The following is a 23393-nucleotide window of genomic DNA, read 5'->3' on the forward strand; positions in this document are numbered from 1 at the left end:
GTCATGTCCACTCCCCACCACCCGATAGCCATCGTCGGAGCCGGCCTCGGCGGGCTCACGCTCGCCCGCGTGCTGCGGGTGCACGGCGTCGAGGCGGCCGTCTTCGACCTCGACGCCTCCCCCGCGGCCCGTACCCAGGGCGGCATGCTCGACATCCACGACGACTCCGGCCAGGTGGCGCTGCGCGCGGCCGGGCTGTACGACGCGTTCCTGACGCACGTCCATCCGGGCGGCCAGGCGACGCGCGTGCTGGACAAGGACGCCCGGGTCCTGCTGGACATGCCGGACGACGGCGCCGGCGGGCGGCCGGAGATCGACCGGGGCGATCTGCGCCAGCTGCTGCTCGGTTCCCTGCCCGAGGGCGTGATCCGCTGGGGCGCGAAGGTCACCGGGGCCCGCCCGCTCGGTGCCGGCCGGCACGAGGTCGCCCTTGCGGACGGCGGCTCCTTCACCACGGATCTGCTGGTCGGTGCGGACGGCGCCTGGTCCCGGGTGCGTCCGCTGGTCTCGGACGCGCGGCCCGCGTACACCGGGATCTCGTTCGTGGAGGCGGACCTGCCGGACGCGGACGTACGCCATCCGGTGAGCGCCGAGGTGGTCGGCGGCGGCATGCTGTTCGCGCTCGGCGCGGGCCGGGGCTTCCTCGGCCACCGGGAGAGCGACGGCAGCCTGCATGTGTACACGGCGATGAAGGCACCCGAGGAGTGGCTGGACGGGATCGACTTCACCGACACCGAGGCGGCCAAGCGGGCCGTGCTCGATCACTTCGGCGACTGGGACAAGAGCCTGCGGGCGCTGGTCGGGGACGCCGAGGGCACGCTGGTGCCGCGGCGGATCCATGCCCTGCCGGTCGGCCACCGCTGGGACCGGGCGCCGGGGGTCACGCTGCTCGGCGACGCGGCGCACCTGATGTCGCCGTTCGCCGGTGAGGGCGCCAATCTGGCGCTGATCGACGGGGCCGACCTGGGCCTCGCGCTCGTCGCCCACCCCGGCGACACCGAGGCCGCCGTGGCCGCCTACGAGGAGAGGATGTTCGCGCGTGCCGAGCTTTCCGCGGCGGACTCCGCGCGGAGCGGCGCGATGCTGTTCAGCGCCGACGCCCCACGGGGGCTGGTCGACATGTTCACCGGCGGCGAGCCGGACGCCGACGAGCCGGGCGCCGACGAGCAGGACGGCGGCAAGCAGGGCGTCGGCGGGACGGACGTCAGTGGGGTGGCGCCGTCCGTGTGACGCGGTCGACCAGGTCGATCCAGCCGGCTTCCAGGCGCTCCAGCGGCATCCCGCACTGCCTGGTCAGATGGTGGATCTGGGCGGGGTCGAGGTACGCGAGAAGCGTCTGGGCGAGCAGTTCGCAGTCGGCGTCCGGCTGGATCTGCCGCAGCAGCATCGTGACGTGCGTGCGCAGCGCCTGAATCGGCGGATTGGCATAGCGCCGGGTGGGCTCGGGCTGGGCGGCCAGCTGGAGGTCCAGTTGCTCTGCCGCGCGGTAGAGCACGGCGACGCCGAACGCCCGGAGCCGCTCGACCGGCAGGGCGCCGGGGCCCAGCGGCGGGGGACCGCCGAGGAAGTCGGCCTGGAGCTGCCGCGAGGAGTGGTCGAGCAGGGCCATCAGCAGCCCGGTGCGGTCGCCGAAGCGGCGGAAGACCGTGCCCTTGCCCACCTCGGCCGCCGCGGCCACGGCCTCCATGGTCACGCCGGCCACCCCGTGCTCGGCGATCAGCCGGGCGGCGGCCTCCAGCAGCCGGGCGCGGTTCCGGGCCGCGTCGGCACGCAGGCACGGCTCTTCGGGAGCCGGCCCGACCTCAAGCAACTGCGGCGTGTCGAAGGGCTCCTGGGGCTGCGGGAGAGGCGGCAGGACGCTGGACATGAAGACAGCGTAAAGCATGGGGAACAGAACTGGACCGGGGTCCGTTTAGGATGTTAGAAATTAAGCGGACCTCGGTCCGTATTCGTAACGGCAGTGTTTCAGCACCCCCCTGGAGTTCCCCATGTCTGTCCGCATCCTTGCGCTCGTCGGCAGTCTCCGCGCCGGTTCGCACAACCGCCAGCTCGCCGAGGCGGCCGTCAAGCTCGCCCCCGAGGGTGCCGTGGTCGAGGTCTTCGAGGGCCTGGCCGACATCCCGTTCTACAACGAGGACATCGACGTCGCGGGCAGCGTCCCGGCCGTCGCCGCGAAGCTGCGCGAGGCCGCCCAGGCCGCCGACGCGTTCCTGCTCTTCTCCCCCGAGTACAACGGCACCATCCCGGCCGTCCTCAAGAACGCCATCGACTGGCTGTCCCGCCCGTACGGCGCGAGCGCCTTCGGCGGCAAGCCGGTCGCCGTCGTCGGCACCGCCTTCGGCCAGTACGGCGGCGTGTGGGCGCAGGACGAGGCCCGCAAGGCCGTGGGCATCGCCGGCGGCAAGGTGATCGAGGACATCAAGCTGTCGATCCCCGGCTCGGTGACCCGCTTCGCCGAGACCCACCCGGCCGACGACGCCGAGGTCGCGGCCCAGCTGACCGAGGTCGTCGCCCGCCTGCACGGCAATGTGGCCGTGGCCGCCTGAGGCACCCGCGCGCCCCCGGGCGTCGCCGCCTGGAGCACCCCGTGAAGAGGGACCGGAGCCGGTGAGCTCCGGTCCCTCTTCACGTCCTGCGCGCCCCCGCTCCCTCCGGCCTCGTCACTCGATCCCGGCGAGCCGCCGCACGGCCGGGGCGGCGAAGGTCTCCATCCAGCCCGAGGTCTCGCCCAGGCGGGGGGACAGGATGACGGTGTCGACGCCGAGCTTGGCGTAGCCCTCGATGTCCCGGGTGAAGGCGTCCAGGTCGCCCGCGGTGGCCGGTTCGGCGCCGTACGCGATGGTCTTGCGGATGGTGTCGTAGTCCCGCCCGACGGTGTCGCAGTGCCCGCGCAGCACGTCCAGCTTGTGCCGCAGCTCCTCCGGGGAGGAGGGGATGAGGTTGCAGGCGTCGGCGTACTGGGCGACCAGGCGCAGGGTCTTCTTCTCGCCCTGCCCGCCGATCATGATCTCGGGATGCGGAGTGCTCAACGGGGCGGGCACGCAGAGGGTCTCGGCGAGCTGGTAGTGCCGGCCCTCGAAGGGGCCGTTGTTCTCCGGGTCCCACATCTGCAGGCAGATCCTCAGCGTCTCCTCCAGCCGCTCGAAGCGCTCCGCGAGCGGCGGGTAGGGCACGCCGAGGCCGTGGTGCTCACGGTCGTACCAGGCGGCGCCGATGCCCAGCGTGGCCCGGCCGCCGGACACCACGTCGAGGGTGGTGGCGATCTTGGCGAGGAGTCCGGGATGCCGGTACGTCACTCCGGTCACCAGGGCACCGAGCCGCACGGTCGAGGTGCGTCCGGCGAGGTAGCCGAGGGTGGTGTAGGCCTCCAGCATGGGGTCCTCGGCGCCGCCGTTGAACTCCATCTGGAAATAGTGGTCCATCACCGAGACCCAGCTGACGCCCGCCGCCTCGGCCGCGGCACCGGCGGCGGCGAGTTCGGCGCCGAGGGCGGGTCCGCCGCCAGAATGGTTGAACCGGTTGATGTGCACGCCCACGCGCATGGCCGTTCTCCGTTCCGCCCTGATCGTCGTCTGCCCCCTCGACGCTAGGTCTTCGAGAGCGCTCGAAGTCAAGCCCCGGCGCGGGCGGCCCGGCGGGTCCGGGACGGGTGTGCGGACAGGCACCCGCCGGACGGCGGGGAGCTTCCGCCGTCCGGCGGCCACGGGGAGCGCACGACCGCGCGGATCATAGGCGTACGAGCCGCAGCGCACCACCGCAAGGAGCCGCCATGACCTCCGTACCGCCCCCGTTCGACCCCGAGCTCTCCGCCGCCCTGGAGCTGATCAAGGACGTGATCTCCCCGGCGTTCACGATGGCGGACATCGCCACGATCCGGCAGGGCGCGGGGATACAGCTCCTCGCCGAGCTGGACCTCACGATGGGGGGCACGTTTGAGGTGGAGGACCGCGCGGTCCCCGGCCCGGCGGACGCGCCGGAGATCTCGCTGCTGATCTGCCGCCCGGTCGCCCCGGCGGCCCCCGGACCGCTGCCGGTGATCTACCACGTGCACGGCGGCGGCATGGTGCTCGGCAACAACCGGGTGGGCGTGGACGCGCCGCTGGCCTGGGCGAAGGAGCTGGGCGCGGTGGTGGTGTCGGTGGAGTACCGGCTGGCGCCCGAGCATCCGCATCCGGCGCCGGTGGAGGACGTGTACGCGGGACTGCTGTGGACTGCGGAGCACGCGAAGGAGATCGGCGGCGACCCGGACCGTATCGTGATCGCCGGCGCCAGCGCGGGCGGCGGCCTCACCGCGGCCCTGGCCCTCCTCCTGAGGGACCGTCAGGGTCCGTCGGTGATCGGCCAGATGCTGCTCTGCCCGATGCTCGACGACCGCAACGACACCCCTTCCAGCCACCAGATGAAGGGCCTCGGCGTCTGGGACCGCACGGCCAACGAGACCGGCTGGACCGCCCTGCTCGGCGAGCGCCGGGGCGGTCCCGACGTCTCCCCCTACGCGTCCCCGGCCCGCGCCACCGACCTCACGAACCTCCCCCCGGCCTTCCTCGACGTCGGCTCCGCCGAGACCTTCCGCGACGAGACCGTCACCTACGCCTCCCGCCTGTGGCAGTCCGGCGGCATCGCCGAACTCCATGTCTGGCCCGGCGGCTTCCACGGCTTCGACGGTTTCGCCCCCCAGTCCGCCCTGTCCCAGGCGGCCCGAGCGGCCCACATGGAGTGGCTGCGCCGGCTGCTGGCGCGGTGAGGACCGGCCGGACGGGCGGGGCGTGAGGCCCCTGCGAGGGCGTCGGCCGAACCGGCTTCGCCCGGGGGCAGCCGCGTTCGGGGCTCAACCACCCTTCGCCGACGCCTTCTTGATCGCCTCTCGGATTCTGGAGTAGGTGCCGCAGCGGCAGACGTTCTCGATGTCGTCGATGTCGGCGTCCGTCGGATGCGGGGTGCGTTTGAGCAGGGCGGCGGCTGCCATGATCTGGCCGGGCTGGCAGAAGCCGCACTGGGCCACGTCGCAGTCCAGCCAGGCCTGTTGGACGGGGTGCAGGGTGTCGCCGTCGGCGAGGCCCTCGATGGTGGTGACCGCGCGGTCCGCGCAGTCGGCGACCGGGACGACGCAGGGCTGGATCTCCTCGCCGTCGAGGTGGCTGGTGCAGGCGCGGCAGACGCCCACCCCGCAGCCGTACTTGGGCCCGGTGACGCCGAGCATGTCGCGCAGGACCCACAGGAGGGGCAGGTCGGCGGGGGCCTCGACCGTCACGGGTCTGCCGTTGAGGACGAACGAATACGAACGCATCGGTGCCTTCGGTGAGTCGGGAAGCAGCGGGTCAGAAGTCGAGCGGGAAGCTGCGGGGCTTCCTGCCGGTGGCGCGGGCGTAGGCGTTGGCGACGGCGCCCGCCGCCGCGGGGACACCGAGTTCACCGGCGCCGCCCGGATCCCCGCCGGACGGAAGGATGTGGGCCTCGAACTCCAGCGGGGCGTGGCGCTGGCGGGCGTAGTGGAAGTCGGCGAAGCTGCCCTCACGGACCGCTCCCCGGTCGATGTGCAGTCCGGCCCGCAGCACGGTGGAGATGCCGTCGACGGCAGTGCCCATCAACTGCGCCTGAAGGCCGCGCGGGTTGACGGCCGTACCGACGTCGGCGGCCATCACCACCTTGGTGACCCGGGGGTTCCTCGGGTCGGTGGCGTCGATCTCGGCCAGGCAGGCGACGGCGGACCCGTACTCCTCGTGGACGGCGACGCCCTGGGCGGTTCCCGCGGGCATGCGGCGGCCCCAGTGGCCGGCGGCGGCCGCCTTGGCGAGCACGGCCTTCACCGTCCTGCCGCGCAGGGTGGTACGGCGGAAGGCGACCGGGTCCTGGCCCAGCGCGCGGGCGATGTCGTCGACGACGATCTCCTCCGCCGTGCGCATGGTCCCGGAGTCGACCGAGCGCCAGGCGCCGAGCGGTATCGGCAGCTCGATGCCGCCCGAGTCACCGCTCACCCGGCCGAAGTCGTACAGCCCGCTGTCGCTGGGCAACGGCCGTACCGCACCGGTCCGCACGGCCACGCCCTTTTCGTCGGACGACTCCCCGACCGAGGCCGACATGTGCTGGAAGGCCACCACCCGGCCCCCGGCGAGACTGGCCCGGATCCGGTGGTGGTCGGCGGGGCGCATCCTGCCGTGCCGGGTGTCGTCGTTGCGGCTCCACATCAGCTTGACGGGTCTGCGGGCGGCCTTGGAGACGAGCGCCGCCTCGATCGCCTGGTCGAAGGTGAGCCGCCGCCCGAACGAACCGCCTCCGCGCATCACATGGACCCGTACGACGGTCTTCGGGAGCCCGAGCAGGTCGGCGAGGGTGTCGCGGGCGTCCATCGGTGTCTGGGTGGCGAACCACAGTTCGGCCCGGTCGGAGCGGACGTCGGCGACGGCGGTCAGCACCTCCATCGGGGCGTGGCTGACGAACGCGAACGCGAACTCGCCCTCGACCTGGGTGGAACCGCGCGGCGGAGAGCCGAGCCGGGGTACCGCGGCCCGCAGCCGGGCGCGGATCTCCTTGTCGGACAGGGATGCGAGCGGCCCGTCGGCCCAGGTGATCCTCAGCGCGTCCCGGGCCTGGAAGGCGTGGTGGAAGGTCTCCGCCACGACGGCGACCCCGCCGGGGATCCGCACGACCGCGTGGACGCCGGGCAGAGCGCGGGCGGCCGTGTCGTCGAGGGAGACCAGTGTGCCGCGCAGGGTCGGCGGCCGGGCCACCACGGTCGGCTTCGCGCCCGCCACCGCCAGGTCACCGGCGTACTTCGCGGCGCCGGTGACGATGTCCCGGGCGTCGATCCTGGTCGTCGGCTTCCCGATCACCCGGTGCCGGGCGGCCGGCTTGGGCTTGCCCGGCACGTCCGGGGTGCGGATCCGGGCGGCGCTCACGGTGAGGGAGCCGAAGGTGGCCGTCCGGCCGTCGGGGGCCACGACCATGGTGTTCCAGGTGCGCAGGATGCGCGCGGGGAGCCGCCAGCGGCGGGCGGCCGCGGTCACCAGCCGGGCGCGTGCGGTGGCGGCGAGCTGCCGGGCGGGGCCGTAGAGCGAACTGACCGAGCTGGAGCCCCCGGTGTACTGGTTGCCCCTGGTGCGGGCGTCGGCGAGGGGGATCCGCACGTCGGCGAGGCGGGCGTCCAGCTCCTCGGCGATCATCATGGCGACGGCGGTGGTGATGCCCTGGCCGACCTCGACCCGGGGCAGCCGTACGACGACCTCGTTGGCCGCGGTGACCTCCAGGACGAGCATCTCCTCGTCGGTGCCGGTGACCAGGACTCCGGGGGCCGCGGTGGCGCCGTCGGCCACCGAGGTGTCGCAGCCGAGCGGGGCGGCCACCGTGAGAGTGGTCGCGGCGACCGTGTACACCATGAATCTCCGGCGGGACGGTCCGGCGGCCCGCGAGGGCTCGTTGCGTTCCAAGCGGGACTCCTGTCGGTCGGTTCCTGTGCCGGCACTGTGCGGCACCGGGTCTCGACAGCTAGGAGGGGCGGGCGTCCGCGGGGGTTGCCTGCCGCACCGGGCTCTCCTCGCCGCGGGGTCGGATGGCGCATCATGGCCGTATGAAAGAGCTGGCGGGGCGGCTGGCCGCGGTGGACCCGGATGCCGGGGCCGCCGTCGCGGTCATCGCGTACTTCGACCGGCTGGCCGAGACCCGGGCCGGTCTGGAGGCGCTGGTGCGCGGGGCCGCCGTGCTCGCCGGGTGTCCGGCGCGGCTGGCCGACGAGGAGCGGGGGGTCCGGCTGCGGGTGGAGCCGGACGGACGGCGGACGGACGCCGCGGGCGCGCCCGAGCCGGGCTGGCCGTGCGCGCCGCTGGTGCCGGGCGGGCCGCCCGGGCTGTGGCTGGAGCGGGCCGGGGGCGACGGTCCGAGCGTCGTCGACGCGGTGATCCTGGAGCGGGCCTCGGCAGCCGTACGATCCGTGCTCGACCGCACCCGCGGGCGGGCCCCGGGGCCGCCGGTGGACGACCCCGCACTGGTCGAGACGGTCCTGGACGCCGGCGCCCCGCCGGCGGCCCGGCTGCACGCGGCCCGTCGGCTCGGCCTGGACACCGCCGACCCGGCGGCCCGGTTCCGGGCGGTGGCGGCCGCCGACGGGCCGCCCCGGATCGTGGCGGACGTCCCGTCACCAGTGCCGCCGGCGGGACGGGCGGGCGTGGGGACCTCGGTGCCCGTCGTGGACCTCCCCCGGTCCTGGGCGGCGGCCCGCACCGCGCTGCGGTTCACCTCCGACGGCGGCGCGCAGGAGTCCGGCGGCCCGCCCGTGGTGCACGCCGACGAGCTGGGCGGGGTCGCGCTGCTCGCCGGTCTCGTCGTACCCGGTGCGGAACCGGCGCCGGACGTCCGTGCCGTGCAGGCCGCCGCGGCGGACGCGCCCTGGATGCTGCGCACGCTGCACGCGGTCGCGTCGACGGCGAGCCTGCGGGCGGCGGCCGCCGAGGTCAACGTGCATCACTCCACGCTCCAGGACCGGTTGACGCACGCGGAGCATCTGCTGGGCTGGTCGGTGCGCACCCCGCAGGGCCGGTTCCGGCTGCAACTGGCCCTCACCATGCGCCATCTGATGGCGAACCAGTAGCGCGTCAGTAGACGTCCCGGACGTAACGCCGGTCCGCGGCAAGCTGCTTGACGTACACCGTCGCCTCGTCCTCGGTCAGTCCGCCGTGCACGGTGACGATGTCCTTCAGGGCCCGGTCGACGTCCTTGGCCATCCGGGAGGCGTCGCCGCAGACGTAGAAGTGGGCGCCGTCCTGGAGCCAGGACCACAGCAGCGGGCCGTGTTCGCGCATCCGGTCCTGGACGTAGACCTTGGCGCGCTGGTCGCGGGAGAAAGCGGTGTCGAGGCGGCTCAGAGTGCCCTCGGCGAGCAGGGCGCTGAGCTCCTCCTCGTAGTAGAAGTCGGTGGCCCGGTGCTGTTCGCCGAAGAACAGCCAGTTGGGGGCGCGGTGGCCGCGGGCGCGGCGCTCCTCCAGGAAGCCCACGAACGGCGCCACGCCGGTGCCGGGGCCGACCATGACCATGGGGGTCGCCGGATCGGCGGGCGGCCGGAAGTGCGGGGAGCGCTGGACGTGCACCGGCACCTCGGTGCCGGGTTCGGCGTCGGCCAGGAACGGTGAGCAGACGCCCTGCCGGGGCCTGCCGTGCAGGTTCTCGTAGCGGACGACGGAGACGGTGAGCGAGACCAGGTGGGGGTCGGTGAGCGGGCTGGACGAGATGGAGTACAGGCGCGGCTGGAGCCTGCCGAGGACATCCGTCCATTCCCCGGCGTCGGCGCGGATCCCGAACTCGGTGACGACGTCGACCGCCTGCCGGCCCCAGGACCACTTGGCCAGCTCGTCCTTGTTGTCGGGGCGCAGCAGCTTGCGCAACTCGCGCGGATCACGGGTGCGTTCGGCGGCGAAGCGGAGCAGGTCCGGCGTGACGCGGGTGATGTCCAGATGGCGGGAGAGCGCTTCGGCGAGAGGGACTTCGCCGACTCCGCTGATCTCCACGCCGGTCGTGGCGTCGAGACCCGTGACGTCCAGCCATTCCGCCACCAGGTCACGGGAGTTGCGCGGGCGGACTCCGAGCGCGTCGCCGGCCTCGTAGACCAGCGGGGTCTCGCTGTCTCGGCTGTCGAAGGTGAAGCGGCGGACCTCCTTGCCGGCGCCGGGCAGGCTGAGCAGCCGGTTGCCGACGAGCCGGGCGGTGACGGGGGCGGGGCGCCGGGACCTGGCGGGCGCGGGGTCCGCCGCGGGGGAAGGCGGGGACTCGTCCTTGAGGGCGGTGAGCACCTGATCGAGCCAGGCCTCCGCCTGGTTCTCGTAGTCCGGTTCGCAGTCGGTGCGCGGCGCGAGCCGGACCGCGCCGAGTTCGTCCATACGGCTGTCCAGGCGCCGGCCGTGCCCGCAGAAGTCGTCGTAGGTGGAGTCGCCGAAGGCCAGCACGGCGTACCGGCGGCCCGCGAGACGGCCGGTGTCGAGGGCGGCCAGGCCGTCCCAGAAGCCGGCGCCGTTGTCGGGGGCGTCGCCGTCGCCGAAGGTGCTGGTGATCAGGAGCAGGTCGGCGCCGGTGGGCAGGGCGGCCGGGTCGGCCTGGTCCATGGCGACGAGGGAGGCCGCGTGGCCGCCGGCGGTGAGCCGCTCGGCGGTGGTGGCGGCGAAGTCCTCGGCGTTGCCGGTCTGCGAGGCCCACAGCACCACCACCTGGCGGGTCGGCGACGCCGACGCGGTGACCGGGGCCGCGCCGGTGCGGGAGTACATGCCGGCGAGGGTGCCGTTGACCCACAGGGCGTGCTCGGGGCTGAACGGCGCGTCCGGCGGCAGCACGGGGACGCCGGGGGCGCCGACCGGGATGCCGGCGAGGAAGCCGACCAGGTACTGCCGTTCGCGGTCGGTGAGGACCGGCGGGGGTGCAGGGTCGAGGCCGAAGACGGAGGCGGCGGACGGCAGCACGGCGGTGGGCGCCACAGCGGCGGCAGCCGGTGCGAGGACGGCGGCCGGGGTCTCCTCGGTACCGGGCGCCTGCACGGTGACGGGCGTGGACACCTTGGTCAGCGACACCGCGCACACCTTCAACTCGGGCTGGAAGGACAGGGGGTCGACCGCGTCGCTGGTCACCGCGTTGACGCTGAGATACTCGCCGAACAGGTCGTTCCAGTGGAACGGCGCGAAGCAGGACCCCGGCAGCACCCGGTCCGTGACGACCGCCGGCAGCACCGCCCGGCCGCGCCGCGAGGCGACCTCCACGGAGTCGCCGTCGGCGAGCCCGAGCGCGGCCGCGTCCTCGGGGTGCACCTCGACGAACGGGCCGGGGTTGAGCTTGTTCAGCTTGGCGACCTTCGCGGTCTTGGTCAGGGTGTGCCACTGGTGCTGGAGACGGCCGGTGTTGAGGACGAACGGGTAGTCGTCGTCCGGCATCTCGGCGGGGTCCACGTGCGGCCGGGCGTGGAAGACGGCGCGCCCGGAGGCGGTGGCGAAGGTGAGGGAGCCGTCGGGGTTGAGGTACCGGACGGGGTTGCGGTCGGGGCCGTCGGCGGTGGCGGCCGGCCACTGGACGGGGGCGGTGCGCAGCCGGTCGTAGGTCACACCCCGCAGGTCGTAGCCGGTCTGCGGGTTGTGGAAGCGTTTGATCTCCTCGAAGATCTCCTCCGCGCTGTCGTAGGAGAAGCCGTCCTCGAAGCCCATCGCGCGGGCGACACCGGCGATCAGCCGCCAGTCGGCGGTGGCCTCGCCGGGCGGGTCGGCGGCGGGGCGGGCGAGGGTGAGGTTGCGCTCGCTGTTGATGAGAACGCCCTCGGTCTCGGTCCACAGGGCGGCGGGCAGGACGACGTCGGCGTAGGCGTTGGTCTCGGTGTCGGTGAAGACGTCCTGGGTGACGACGAACTCGGCGGTCTCCAGGCCCTCGATGACGGTCCGGCGGTTGGCGACGGAGGCGACCGGGTTGGTGCAGATGATCCAGCAGGCCTTGATCTCGCCGTCGGCCATCTTCTGGAACATCTCCACCGTGCCCTTGCCGGCGCCGTCGGCGCGGATCGTGCCGGGCCCGAGCCCCCACCGCTCCTCGACGAAGGCGCGGTCGGCGTCGACGAGGACCGAACGCTGGCCGGGCAGGCCCGGTCCCATGTACCCCATCTCCCGGCCGCCCATGGCGTTGGGCTGGCCGGTGAGGGAGAGCGGGCCGCTGCCGGGGCGGCAGATCTTCCCGGTGGCAAGGTGCAGGTTGACCAGCGCGTTGGTGTTCCATGTCCCGTGCGTGGACTGGTTGAGGCCCATGGTCCAGCAGCTGGTCCACTCCCCCGCCTCGCCGATCAGCCGGGCGGCCGCGCGCAGGTCGGCCTCGGGAATCCCGGTGATGTCGGCGACGGCGGCGGGCGGGTAGTCGGCGAGGAACTCCGGCATCGCCTCCCAGCCCTCGGTGTACGCGGCGATGAACTCCGGGTCGGTGTGGCCGTTCTCGTACAGCAGGTGGAGCAGGCCGTTCATGAGCGCGAGGTCGGTGCCCGGCCTGATCTGGAGGAAGAGGTCCGCCTTGGCGGCCGTGGCCGTGCGGCGCGGGTCGACGACGATGAGCTTCGCGCCCGCCTTCACCCGGTCCATCAGCCGCAGGAAGAGGATCGGGTGGCAGTCGGCCATGTTGGCGCCGATGACCAGGAAGACGTCCGCCTTGTCGAGGTCCTGGTACGAGCCGGGCGGGCCGTCGGCGCCGAGGGAGAGCTTGTAGCCGGTGCCGGCGCTGGCCATGCAGAGCCGGGAGTTGGACTCGATGTTGTTGGTGCGGAGCCAGCCCTTGGTGAGTTTGTTGGCGAGGTACTGGGCCTCCAGGCTCATCTGGCCGGAGACGTAGAGGGCGACCGCGTCGGGGCCGTGCTCGTCGACGATCGCGCGCAGGCGTCGCGCGGTCTCCGCGACCGCCGCGTCCACGGCCGACGGCACCGCCTCCTCGCCCCGCTCGGGCCGCAGCAGGGCGGTGGTCAGCCGGCCGGGCGCGGCGAGCATGTCGGCGGTGGTGGCGCCCTTCGTGCAGAGCCTGCCGAAGTTCGCGGGGTGCTCCTTGTCCCCGGAGGCCTTGAGGACGGTGCGGCGGCCGTCCGGTCCCATCCCGATGTCCAGGACCATGCCGCAGCCGACCCCGCAGTACGAGCAGACGGTCCGCACCCTGCCGGTGTCGGTGCTGCGCGAGTCCGGCGCGGCCACGGGCGCCCCCTGTTCCTGCTGGTCAGCCTCTTCCATTCGACCTCGACCGTATGTACGGCTGATTACGCCGGCGTCACCGCTCCCGATCGACGGGGGTTAAGGCCGCCGCACAGACCCGGTCCGGTCGCTGTGAGCGGAAGCGCCCGGGACGCCGGCCGGCCCCGCCCCAGGACCGCTCCCGGGGCGCCCCGCACGACGGCCCCGGCCGGTCCCGGGATGCGCGGTGCCGGGACCTGTTGCAGGATGAGGGCGGCCGAGGGAGGGGGCAGGCGAGGAGGACCGGGTGGACAGGTACGCCTCCTCACGACGACCGGCCGCACCGGCGCCACCGGCCGCACCGGCGCCACCGGCCGCACCGGGGCTCCCGGCCGCACCGCCGGGACCGGTCGCGCGGGGCTCTCCTACGGCATCGGCGGCACCGGGCGTGCCCCCCGTCGACGTCGGGTACGTCGACCTGCTGCGCGGCATCGTCGAGGACGCGGCCGTCGGTTTCGCGGTCCTCGACACCGAGCTGCGCTATCTCTACGTCAATCCGCACATGGCCCGGTCGACGGGCCTGCCCGCCGCCGCCTACCTCGGCCGCACCCAGCACGAGGTACTGCCGCACATCCAGCGGCCCGACCAGGTGCTGCGGGACGTCATCCGCGACGGACGGCCGCGCGAGGCCGTCGTCACCGGGCGCACCTGGGTGGACTCGCCGTACCAGGTCCGCGAGTGGCGGTGCGTGTACCACCGGCTCGTGGACGGCACCGGCAAGGTCGTGGGCGTCGCCGCGGTGGGCCTGGAGATCAGCGAGCCGCAGCAGTACGTGTACGAGCTGGAGCGCGCGCACCGGCGGCTGGCGCTGCTGGACTCGGCCGCGTCCCGGATCGGCACCGGCACCGATGTCGCCGGGACCTGCCGCGAGCTGGCGGATTTCGTCGTACCGGAACTGGCGGACGCGGCCGGGGTGGAGCTCAGTCCACCGGACACGGTGTCGGCGCGGCGGACCCCGACCCGGCTCGCGGCGTACGCCACGCGTCCGGGGCTCGTCTCCGGTCTCGCGGCCCTTGACGCGCGCGGCGAGCTGGTCGGCTGGCCGCGCGGCACCGGGTCCCGGCGGAACCTGGCGGCCGGACGGATCTGGCGGCGCAACGCGATCACGGCGGCGCAGTGGCGGTCGCTGATCCCGCGCTGGGCGCCGGCCCAGGCGTGTCTGACCGCCCGTGTCCACTCGGTGCTGCTCGCCCCCCTGGTCGCGGACGGCCGGGTGCTGGGCATTCTGCTGCTGGCCAGGGCCGGGGACTCCGGGCCGTTCTCGAACGAGGACGCCACGGTGGCCCGCGAGCTCGCCGCCCGCGCCGCGCGCGCCCTGGACCGGGCGGTCCGCTTCGAACGCGAGCACACCATGGCTCTGGAGCTGCAGCGGGCTCTGCTGGCCGAACCCGGCCAGCTGCAGCAGCACGCCGGTGTGGAGACCACCGCGCGCTACCGTCCCGCCGACGACGGTTCGATGATCGGCGGCGACTGGTACGACGTGCTGGCGCTGCCCGACGGCCGCACCATGCTGGTCATCGGGGACGTGATGGGCCATGGCGTGGACGCGGCGGTGGCGATGAGCCACTACCGTTCGACGCTGCGCGCCCTGGCGCTCGCGGGGCTCTCGCCGCGCCACATCCTGCAGCACGCGGACCGCATGGTCGCCGACTCCGGCTTCGAGCGGGTGGCCACCTGCTTCCTGGCGCTCGGTGACTCGGACGTCGCCACGCTCACCTACGCCAGCGCCGGGCATCTGCCGCCGGCCTGGCTCACCCCGCAGGGCGAGATACGGCTGGTGCCGGTGCCGGTCGGCCCGCCGCTGGGCAGCGGGCTGGGCCGGTACGAGCAGGGCGTCACCCCGGAGCGGGGCGGGGTGCTGCTCCTGTACACGGACGGGCTGGTGGAGCGGCGCGGCGAGGACATCGACTGCGGCCTGGCGCGGCTGACGGGCCTGTCGCTGTGCCCGACCGACCCGCTGGACAAGATCCTCGACACCGTCCTCGCGCGCCTCGCCGGCGGCTCGGAGGACGACATCGCGCTGCTCGCGGCCCGTGCGGTACGAGGCTGAGCGCCACGTCCGTACGCCCGGGCGCGCGCCCGCCGCGCCTCTGGCCGCCGTGTGACAGCGCGAGGCGTGGCTCGTTCACCGCCAGGGAAACGATCAGCAGTGAGGACCGGGCATGCGGCACGAGGAGAACGGCACGGCGGCCGCCGTGGAGCAGGCGCTGCGGGACTGGCTGGACCGGGACCCCGGGGGTCCGCTGACGGAGGTGCACCGCTGGGCGCTGCACCCGCCGGGAAAGCTGCTGCGGCCGGTGCTGCTGCTGCAGTCGGCGGCTGCCGTGGGCGGGTCGTGCGAGCGGGTCATGCCCGCGGCGGTCGGGGTGGAACTGGTGCATGTGGCGAGCCTGCTGCACGACGACATCCTCGACGACGACCGGCTGCGCCGCGGCAAGCCGTCGGGGCACGTCAGGTTCGGGCCGGGCGCGGCCGTCCTCGGCGGTGACGCGCTGATGTTCGCGCTGTTCGAGCAGGTGGTCGAGTGCGGTCGGCGCGGGGTGCCGGAGGCCGCCGTGACCCGGGCGGTGGGCACGCTGGCGCGGGCCGGCCGGCGGATGGCGCAGGGGGTGGCCCGGGAGCTGGACCCGGTCCGGGCGCCGGACGCGGTCGACGGGTACCTGGAGATGGTCCGGCTGAAGACCTCGGCGCTGCTGAGTGCGTGCTGCGAGGTGGGCGCGGTGCTGGGGGGCGGCTCGCCGGCGCAGGCGCGGGCGCTGGCCGGGTACGGGGATGCGCTCGGGGTGGCGTTCCAGATCCGTGACGACCTGCTGCCGTACGGCCCGCAGGCCGGGCGGGAGGGCAAGCCCGCCGACAGCGATCTGCGCAACGGCCGGCCCAGCCTGCCCCTGCTGCTGGCCGGGCCGGTCTCGAAGGATCCGGAGAAGGTGGGGCGGCTGCTGGTGGAGACGGGCGCGCTGGAGGAGTCCACGCGGCTGGCGCGCAGGTACGCGGAGCGGGCCCGCCGGGAGCTGGACGCGCTGCCGCGGGGCCCGCACCGGGCCGCGCTGCACCGGACGGCCGAGGCGCTGACACCCGAGCCGTGGTGCCCGGACGGTGCCGGGTGAGGACACGGCTGTCCGGTCATCTGGAGACGCTGCGCCCGTACGACCTGGTGGTCACCCCGGTCCTCACCGCGCTCGGCGCCGCGCCGGCCGTCCCCGCCGCCACCGCCGGGTACCTGCTGCCGGCGGCCGCGCTCGGCCTCACCGAGCGGTCGGTGCGTGACGCTCAGTCGTAGATGAGCACCATCCGGAAGCGCGCCGCCCCGCTGAGCATCCTCTGGTAGGCCTCGCCCGCCTGCTCCAGCGGTACGGTCTCGATCGTCGGGCGGATCCCGTGCAGGGCGCTGAACTCCATGGTGTCCTGCGCGTCCCGCGCGGTGCCGGACGGATGGCCGCGGACCACCCGGCCGCTCATGAGCAGCTGGAGCGGGCTGATCCCGAGGGGCTCGGGGTCGGCCCCGATCACCACGAGTTCGCCACGGGGTGCCAGCCCGTCCACGGCCGCCGTGATCGCCTGGGAGTTGCCCGCGGTGGCGAGCACGGCCTTGGCACCGCCGAGCGACTGGAGGGCCTCCCCCACCGGGGTGGCGGCCGTGGAGTCGACGTAGTGGTGGGCGCCGAGCTGCTTGGCGAAGTCGGCCTTCTCGGCGCCGCGGGCGACGGCCACCGTCTCGAAGCCCATGGCCACCGCGTACTTCACCCCGAGGTGGCCGAGCCCGCCGAGCCCGACGACGGCGACCAGGTCACCGGGCTCGGCCGGGCTGCGCCGCAGGCCGTTGAAGGTGGTCACGCCCGCGCAGCCCATGGGTGCCGCGTCGGCCGCGGTCAGCCCGTCGGGGATGCGGGCCAGCGCGTCGACCGGCGCGACGACCTGCTCGCCGAAGCCGCCGTCGTAGCTCCAGCCGGGCGTCTTCAGGTTCTCGCAGACGACGAAGTCGCCCCGGCGGCACGGCTCGCAGTGGCCGCAGCTGCCGCCGAACCAGCCGACCGCCACCCGGTCGCCGAGCTGCCAGCCCCAGTCCTCGATGCCCTCGCCGAGCTCCTCGATCCGCCCGGCGATCTCGTGGCCGGGGACCACCGGGAACGTGACACCGGGCAGTGCGGCGGTGACGAAGAAGGTGTCGCTGTGGCAGACGCCGCAGGCCTCCACGGCGATCCGCACCTGGCCGCGGCCCGGCCTCGGCACCTCCCGCTCGACGATCTCGAAGGGCCCGCCCGGAGCGGTCACCTGCGCGACTCGGTAGATACTCATGGGTCACTCCCGGAACGGGTACGACGGGTACGGTCCGAAGCCCCCTCACCCAGCACACCAGTTCCGGGCTGATCCCGCGCGTCGAGCGCCCGGTACCGCGGCGGCGCCCCGTCGTGCCATCAGGAGGTGATGCCGTTGTACTGGTCCCAGGTGTAGGCGAGGTCCGGCGCGGAGGGCTTGCCGGACCAGTCGAAGTAGTCCCAGACGAGTTCGGCGGGGTTGGTGGCGAGGTAGCCGCGGCCGGGCAGGTCGTCGGCGTCGTCCCAGGCCCAGGGCGGGTTGGCCGCGTCGGTGTCGCAGGCGCCGTTGGCCGGCCCGAGGACGCCGCCCGCGCCGCACCTGGCGCCGTAGGGGTCGGAGCTGTCGTCGCCGGCGAAGTTGTCGGTGGTCGCGAACAGCGTGGTGAGGGTGCGGTTCGCCCACATGCCGTCGGCGGCGAAGATGTCGGTCAGGGTGTACTGCACGTCACGGTCGTTGGCACCGGACGGCACCTCGGCGGTGCCGCCGGGGTAGTAGACGATGCCGTCGCCGCTCGCGTACTGGCTGCGCTCCTGGGACAGGTACCCCTCGGCCCATGCGGCGTGGGTGTTGGGCTGCTGGGTGGTGAACGGGCGGCCGTGGCCGTCGTCGTGCGGGTCGCCCTGCAGCTTGAGCGTGCCGTCCACGCTCTCCTGCCCGCTGCTGAAGTCGCTGCCGGAGGGCACCCAGGAGTAGAAGTTGCTGTGCGCGACCGTGATCGCGGCCTTCAGCTGTCCGTGCGCGGAGCCGTCGTCGGCCACGACCACCAGGACGCCCTCGGCGTCGTTCTCGTGTTCGGTGAGGTCCTCCTGGTAGTTGTCGAGGACTCCGTCCGACCAGTCGCGCGGGTGGAAGTACATGTACAGCAGGTACGAGAAGGTCGGGGTCTGCACGACCGAGTAGTAGACGTGCGCCGCGAGTGGGAACTGGCTGGTGTTCTCCCAGTTGTTCCGGCCGTTGAGGTCGCCGTCGTAGTCGTACGACGTGATGTAGTCGGACTTGCCGCCGAGCGCCGTCTCGCCGGTGGAGTCGACGTCCTGGAAGTTGACCGGGGCCCACCACCGGGCGAGGGCGGCGCGGTCGGTCGCGGCGTCCGCGGCGGCGGGGGTCGGCCGGGTGAGGGCGGCACAGCAGACGGCGGCGAGGGCGGCCGTCACGGCGAGGGATCTGCGTCGGGTCAGAGGCACCCGAGAACGGTGCGGGCGGCTGGTTGCCACGGTTCCTCCGGGGGCGGCGTAAGGAACCGGCACGTCGGTGAAGTCGACGTGCCGGTAAGGGAGTTGACGCTGTGAGCCGGTGGCGCGTGTGGTGCCGCGGGTACGATACAGCGCGGTGTCGCGCGCGGGCAGGGCCTCAGCAGGTGATCGTGCCCCTGCGCAGCACGTGACCGTTGTCGTTGCTGTCGTCGGACCACCACACGGGCTTGCTGCCGCCGCTGCACGCGTCGGAGCCGGAGACGGCGAAGCCCTCGTTGTTGAAGTTGTCCATGCCGGACGGGCGGTTGTGGACGGCGGTGGTGGCGAAGACACCGGAGGAGTTGATCTGCAGGGTGCGGTGCCGGCCGGAGCAGGTGTCGTCGCAGACGGCCCAGAGGCGCAAGGCCTGCGGCTCCCACTGGAGCTCCATGACGCCGGCCATGCCGCTGCTGACGGACGCGACGCGGGTGAAGGTGCCGCCGTCCGTGAGGACGTAGCCGTAGATCATGCCAGTGCCCTCGACGCCGACGAAGAACACCCCGCCGGTGTGCGAACCGTAGTTCGCCGGGTTGTAGGCGGCACCGGTCGAGGCGTCCTTGAACCCGGCGGCGGTCAGGGTGGCGTCGGGGACCCAGGTGATGCCTTCCAGGCCGAGGTTGGAGCCCACCGACGGCAGGTCGGGGGTCAGGTTCCACTCGGTGGTGGCCGTGAGCGCGGTGCCGGTGCCGCTCACGTCGTACTTCAGGACGGACAGGCGGCTGGTGCCGGACGAGTCGGCGTTGCGCTCACTGGCCACGTACACGCCCCCGCTGGATCCGGCGCCGGCCAGGGTGACGCCCTCGTCGTCGGGCGTGCCGGAACCGCTCGGGAACCTGAGGGCCTTGCCGGAGGTCCAGCCGTTGGCGGTGTCGGCCACCGGTGGTGGCCGGCCAGGCCGTGGCGAGGAAGGCGGTGGTGCCGAGCACCACAAGGAGCTGGGACGTGTGGGTCCCCGCGCTGTCCGCCGCGCAGGCGACGGGGTTGGCCGGACCCAGGCGGTCGGGCAGCCGAGGGCCGCGCCAATGGGGAGGTGGAAAGGTGCATCCCGGCGAGAGTGGGGGAAAAGGCATCGGGCCGCCGCCGGAGCTGGTGCCGTCCCGGCGGCGGCCCGTCAGACGGGATGGTCAGCCGGTGACCGGGGCGACCTCGATGTAGTCGAAGTCGGGGGCCCAGGACGAGGAGTTGGAGAACTTCAGGGTGTTGGTGCCGGCGGTGAGGGTGACGGTCGTCGGCAGCGTCCAGTAGTCGTTCCAGCTGTAGGTGTTGCGGAAGGTCAGCGTGGTGGCGGTGCCGCCGTTGACGGACAGCTGGGCGGTGCGGGACTCGACGTTGGTGTTGTAACTGTCCGAGCCCGCCCGGTCGTTCTGGGCGTAGTGGACGACGACCGTGTAGCGGCCGGCTGCGGACGCGCTCACGTCCGCGAAGGTGAGCGTGTTCGAGCTGCTGTTGCCGACGTAGCCGACGTTCTTGCCGCCCGAGGCCCAGGTGTCCGACTGCGTCTTGGCCTGCCCCGCCAACGTCGCGTTCTCGGCCTCGTACGTGGTGACGCCGGTGGTGTCACCGGAACCGTCCGTCTTCAGGTCGCGCAGGGTGAGCGTGGTGCCGCTGTTCGGGCCGACGGTAATCCGGTTGATGCCGGCGGTCAGGTACAGCCGGGTGCTGGAGGTGGTGGCCGTGCCGCCCGAGGAGGCGTAGCCGGCGACCGTGGTGCCGTTCAGGGCCAGAGTGGTGCTGCCGCCCGCGGAGGTGTAGTCGGTCTTGACGTTGTAGTAGCCGTCGGTGGGCGCGTAGACGTCGAAGGTGGCCTTGTCGCCGGAAGTCATCACGAGGCGGCCGGTGCCGGTCTCGCCGACATCGCTGTAGGAGTACGTCGGGCTGCCGCCGACGTCGGCGAACGTGGCCTCGTACACCGTCTCGGGTGTGCTCGCCACGGCGGTCAGGTCGATCTTGTCGAGGGTGACCTGCCCGGCGGAGGTGCCCAGATCGGAGTCGGCGACGGCGAGGGAGACGGTGTGGCTGCCGGCGCTGAGGGTGACCGGGACGGTGACCGTGGAGCGGTACTGCCAGTTCAGCGTCGACGGGTAGTTCACGAACTGCGGGTTCGCCCCGTCGATGCGCAGGACCTGCTGGGACGGTGAACCGTTCTGGTTGCCGTAGAAGATGCGCAGGTTGTAGCTGCCGGCCGAGGGGACGCTGACCGTGAAGACGACCTTGCTGTCGCTCTTGGTCAGGTAGCCGACGTCCTTGGTGCCGGAGGTGGCGTACAGCTGGGCGGTGGAGTAACTGGCGCCGGTGGCCTGCTGCACGACGGTGCCGTCGGTGATGGCGGCGTTCTCGGCCTCGTAGGAGGAGTACGACGGGACGCCGGGCGCGGTCGCGGTGCCACCGCCGTTCGGGGTGACCGTGATCCGGTACGCCGACATGGAGTCGAGGCCGGTCAGCGGCACGGTGACGGAACCGCCGGACGGGGTGTATGCCGTCCGGGAGATGGTCTGCGGCGGGGCCGAGGCGCCTTCGTAACCGCTCCAGTTCAGGGCCTGGACCGTGACCTCGACCTTGCTGCCGAAGGTGGCGCCGGGGATGTTGTTGATCACCACGTTCGTGTCGGCCGAGGAGCCGCCCACGATCACCTGGGCCTGTCTGCGGCTGGTGTCGAGGGAGCCGATGCCCTGGAGTGTGTCCTGGACGCCGGCCTGCGGCGGGGTCGTCCTGACGGTCTGCCCCGTCATCCCGGCGTACCAGTGCCAGAACCACCACGAGCCGTTGGGGACGTTCGTGTGCACGGTGTTGCCGGACATGTTGCCGGCGATGTCCCAGTACGGCTGCTGCGCGTAGACCTTGGTGTCCTCGAACATCGCGGCCCACTGGATCATCTGCCCCGGCACCGACAGGTCGCGCCGGTTGGCGTACTCGTCGATGTTGATGGTGATCGGGCTGATGCCGCGCGCGGTCTCCAGCGCGCGGTAGGCGGCGTAGCGGCCACGGTAGCCGGAGAGCGAGGACGGGTCCAGCTCGTGCCAGGTGAACACGTCGGGCAACTGCCCCTGCGCCTTGGTGTAGGTGAGGAAGTCACCGAAGAACCTGCTGTTGAAGCCCGCGGTGTTGGGGCCCGCTATCCGCGCGTCGGGGTAGTCGGCCTTGATGCGTGCGTAGACCGTGCTCCAGTCGGACTCGAAGCTGCTGAGCGCCGAGGCGTAGGTGCTGGAGTTCGAACTGGTCAGGCCGGTGTACCAGTTGCCGTCCGGTTCGTTGAACGGGACGAAGACCACGTCGGCCGCGTACGACGTCGCCTTCACCGCGTTCACGGCGGTGTCGACCTTGGTGAGGTAGTCGTCGATGCCCAGCTTCTGGTACGGCCAGTCCGAGTACTCGTCCTGGATGTTGGTGTACATCGTGCCGCCGCCGTTGCGGAAGAACGAGGGGGCGACGTGGAGGATGTCGCCGTTGGGGTGCTGGGCACCGCCCGGGGGCTTCTGCGAACCGGTGGTCAGCTTCAGTGGTGCCAGCAGGTTGTCCCCCGGCACCCCGTCGTCGCTCTGCCCGTAGAGCGCGCCGTTCGAACCGTGCAGGACGGCTCCGGTGGTCGTGCCGAGGTCGACGGTGAAGGTCTGGGTGGCCGCCGCGGCCGGCTGCGGTACGGCGAGCCCCGTACCGACGAGCGCGGCCACCGCCAGCACCGTTCCGGTCAGGCGCGTTCTCGTACGGCGGCGGGGCGACGGGGCCGCCTCGGATGTGCGGGCCTGGAAGAGCATGGGTACCTGGCTTTCCCCTCCCGCCACACTGCGGGAGGACGTTGGTGTTACCGCTCACATTTCGCGGCCGGCGCTCGCGCCCCCGCGGACGGAGCGGCGTGGCGCACTCGGGTTCGGCGGTGGTCAGTGGTGGGCGCGGCCGGGTGCCGGGCCGGTGCTCTCGCGGACGATCAGTTCGGGTTCCGCCCACAGGGGCGGCGCGGGCGCGTTGTCCGGGTCGAGCAGCCGGTGCAGCATCCCGAAGGCGCCGCGCCCGAGTCCTTCGAAGTCCAGTCGTACGGTGGTGAGCGCCGGGTGGGTGTACCCCGCGTAGGGCGCGTCGTCGAAGCCGGCCACACTCAGGTCCCCCGGCACGTCCCGGCCGGCCTCCCGCGCCGCGCGCAGCACGCCCAACGCCAGTTCGTCGTTGCCGCAGAGCACCGCGGTGACCTCGGGATCGCCCACCAGGGAGCGGGCCGCCAGATACCCGGATCGCGGGGTCCAGCCGCCTTCGAGCGGCTCGGGGACGGGCCGTCCGGCGCCCGTCAGGGCATCCCGCCAGCCCTGGGCCCGCTGGCCGACCCTGGCGGTGGAGGAGGGGATCGCCATGTGGTGGACGGTGCGATGGCCGAGACCGAGCAGGCAGCGGGTGGCCTGGGCCGCCGCGGCCCGGTCGTCCAGCCATGCCTCGGGCCGGCTGCCGCGGCGCCCGTCCTGCGGCCGCTCCACGACCGCGGCCGCCGGGAACTCGGCGGGCAGCGTGCGCCAGGCGCGTTCCCCGAGCGCGTCGAAGGCGATGACGAGCACCGGCTCGCCCGGCCTGGCCAGCCGGTTCGCCACGTCCTGAGGCGTCGGCGGCGCATGCTCGTCCAGAACGCTGATCGCCACCGTGAACTCGGCGGCCCGCGCGGCCTCCTCGATGCCGCGCAGTGTCAAGGACGCCCCGTACAGGGTGGTGTCCGAGGTCAGCACGGTCACCGAGCGCACCACTCCACCGGCCAGCGCCCGGGCGAGCCGGTTGGGCTTGTAGCCCAGCTCGTCGATGACCTCCAGCACCCGGTCCCTGGTCGCCTTGCGCACCTTCGGGCTGCCGTTGACCACGCGGGAGACGGTCTGGTGGGAGACCCCGGCCGCCTTGGCCACGTCGAAGATGCTGACCGGACGGTGCCGGTCGGCACCCTGCTCGACGGTTTCCCTGCCGGGGCGGGCCGGGACGGGTTGCTGCATGGTGGCGGACTCCTGGCGGGCGGGGCGGGGGGAGAGAGAAGGTCGATGCCGTTGACGCCGTGAGCATCTGCGGGGGCGAAGAGGCTCATGGGCACGCGTGCACAGGGTGATGCGTGCGTGCACGTGTGAGAGTGTGAGCGCTAACATTCACCGGGTCAAGAAGCTGGACAGGG

Annotated in this window: 16 protein-coding genes and 1 pseudogene; 7 read left to right on the plus strand and 10 right to left on the minus strand. The window is 73.1% G+C overall.

The annotated features are described in order from the left end of the window. The first annotated feature begins 3 nt into the window (after positions 1–3). The gene (locus OHB00_RS07720) at positions 4–1230 is read left to right on the plus strand and encodes an FAD-dependent oxidoreductase (protein WP_406432591.1); all 1227 of its coding nucleotides are present in this window, start codon (positions 4–6) and stop codon (positions 1228–1230) included. On the opposite strand, the gene OHB00_RS07725 is transcribed toward OHB00_RS07720, so the two are convergent. Next, complete coding sequence (locus tag OHB00_RS07725) at positions 1205–1885, minus strand: TetR/AcrR family transcriptional regulator (protein WP_406432593.1); 681 nt, start codon at positions 1883–1885, stop codon at positions 1205–1207. The two genes, OHB00_RS07720 and OHB00_RS07725, sit on opposite strands and share 26 nt — an antisense overlap. A 103-nt stretch (positions 1886–1988) precedes the next feature. Between OHB00_RS07725 and OHB00_RS07730 the strand changes: the two genes are divergently transcribed. After that, positions 1989–2546 carry an NADPH-dependent FMN reductase gene (locus tag OHB00_RS07730; protein WP_406432595.1) on the plus strand — a complete coding sequence of 186 codons (558 nt, stop codon included), beginning with the start codon at positions 1989–1991 and terminating at the stop codon, positions 2544–2546. Between the two features lie 114 nt (positions 2547–2660). Here the strand turns inward: OHB00_RS07730 and OHB00_RS07735 are convergent, their stop codons facing one another. After that, positions 2661–3542 (minus strand): LLM class F420-dependent oxidoreductase, encoded by an 882-nt coding sequence (locus OHB00_RS07735; RefSeq protein WP_406432596.1) that lies wholly within the window; start codon positions 3540–3542, stop codon positions 2661–2663. 227 nt (positions 3543–3769) lie between these two features. Here OHB00_RS07735 and OHB00_RS07740 point away from each other — a divergent pair, with 227 nt between their 5' ends. Next, positions 3770–4744 carry an alpha/beta hydrolase gene (locus tag OHB00_RS07740; protein WP_406432598.1) on the plus strand — a complete coding sequence of 325 codons (975 nt, stop codon included), beginning with the start codon at positions 3770–3772 and terminating at the stop codon, positions 4742–4744. Between the two features lie 84 nt (positions 4745–4828). Here OHB00_RS07740 and OHB00_RS07745 read toward each other — a convergent pair whose 3' ends face one another. Continuing rightward, positions 4829–5287 carry a (2Fe-2S)-binding protein gene (locus tag OHB00_RS07745; RefSeq protein WP_406432600.1) on the minus strand — a complete coding sequence of 153 codons (459 nt, stop codon included), beginning with the start codon at positions 5285–5287 and terminating at the stop codon, positions 4829–4831. 31 nt (positions 5288–5318) lie between these two features. Next, a complete protein-coding gene (locus OHB00_RS07750; RefSeq protein WP_406445651.1) occupies positions 5319–7373 on the minus strand; it encodes a molybdopterin cofactor-binding domain-containing protein in 2055 nt (684 codons plus the stop codon). A 191-nt stretch (positions 7374–7564) separates the two neighbouring features. Between OHB00_RS07750 and OHB00_RS07755 the strand changes: the two genes are divergently transcribed. After that, positions 7565–8581, plus strand: coding sequence for a helix-turn-helix domain-containing protein (locus OHB00_RS07755; RefSeq protein WP_406432602.1), 1017 nt, complete (start codon positions 7565–7567; stop codon positions 8579–8581). A gap of 4 nt (positions 8582–8585) precedes the next feature. Here the strand turns inward: OHB00_RS07755 and OHB00_RS07760 are convergent, their stop codons facing one another. Further along, the gene (locus tag OHB00_RS07760; protein WP_406445653.1) at positions 8586–12599 is read right to left on the minus strand and encodes a molybdopterin-dependent oxidoreductase; all 4014 of its coding nucleotides are present in this window, start codon (positions 12597–12599) and stop codon (positions 8586–8588) included. Between the two features lie 502 nt (positions 12600–13101). Here OHB00_RS07760 and OHB00_RS07765 point away from each other — a divergent pair. From OHB00_RS07765 to OHB00_RS07775, 3 genes are all read left to right on the plus strand, one after another. Then, positions 13102–14763: a SpoIIE family protein phosphatase gene (locus tag OHB00_RS07765; RefSeq protein WP_406432604.1), complete on the plus strand. Its 1662-nt coding sequence runs from the start codon at positions 13102–13104 to the stop codon at positions 14761–14763. A gap of 112 nt (positions 14764–14875) precedes the next feature. Next, the gene (locus OHB00_RS07770) at positions 14876–15820 is read left to right on the plus strand and encodes a polyprenyl synthetase family protein (RefSeq protein ID WP_406432606.1); all 945 of its coding nucleotides are present in this window, start codon (positions 14876–14878) and stop codon (positions 15818–15820) included. Then, complete coding sequence (locus OHB00_RS07775) at positions 15817–15993, plus strand: hypothetical protein (RefSeq protein WP_406432608.1); 177 nt, start codon at positions 15817–15819, stop codon at positions 15991–15993. Before OHB00_RS07770 ends, OHB00_RS07775 begins: the two co-directional genes overlap by 4 nt. Here OHB00_RS07775 and OHB00_RS07780 read toward each other — a convergent pair. The 5 genes and pseudogenes from OHB00_RS07780 to OHB00_RS07800 all read right to left on the minus strand — a co-directional run bounded on the left by OHB00_RS07780 (position 15984) and on the right by OHB00_RS07800 (position 23220). Further along, positions 15984–17009, minus strand: a complete 1026-nt coding sequence (locus OHB00_RS07780) for an alcohol dehydrogenase (RefSeq protein WP_406432610.1) — start codon at positions 17007–17009, stop codon at positions 15984–15986. The two genes, OHB00_RS07775 and OHB00_RS07780, sit on opposite strands and share 10 nt — an antisense overlap. Positions 17010–17128: 119 nt before the next feature. After that, positions 17129–18214, minus strand: coding sequence for a hypothetical protein (locus OHB00_RS07785; protein ID WP_406432612.1), 1086 nt, complete (start codon positions 18212–18214; stop codon positions 17129–17131). Positions 18215–18380: 166 nt separating this feature from the next. Beyond that, positions 18381–19133 (minus strand): annotated as a pseudogene (locus OHB00_RS07790) (hypothetical protein); the annotation flags it as partial. 253 nt (positions 19134–19386) lie between these two features. Next, the gene (locus tag OHB00_RS07795) at positions 19387–22014 is read right to left on the minus strand and encodes a carbohydrate-binding protein (RefSeq protein WP_406432614.1); all 2628 of its coding nucleotides are present in this window, start codon (positions 22012–22014) and stop codon (positions 19387–19389) included. A gap of 123 nt (positions 22015–22137) precedes the next feature. Next, positions 22138–23220, minus strand: a complete 1083-nt coding sequence (locus OHB00_RS07800; RefSeq protein WP_406432616.1) for a LacI family DNA-binding transcriptional regulator — start codon at positions 23218–23220, stop codon at positions 22138–22140. Between the last annotated feature and the right edge of the window lie 173 nt (positions 23221–23393).

Source organism: Streptomyces sp. NBC_00631 (assembly GCF_045206895.1).
Lineage (GTDB): Bacteria > Actinomycetota > Actinomycetes > Streptomycetales > Streptomycetaceae > Streptomyces.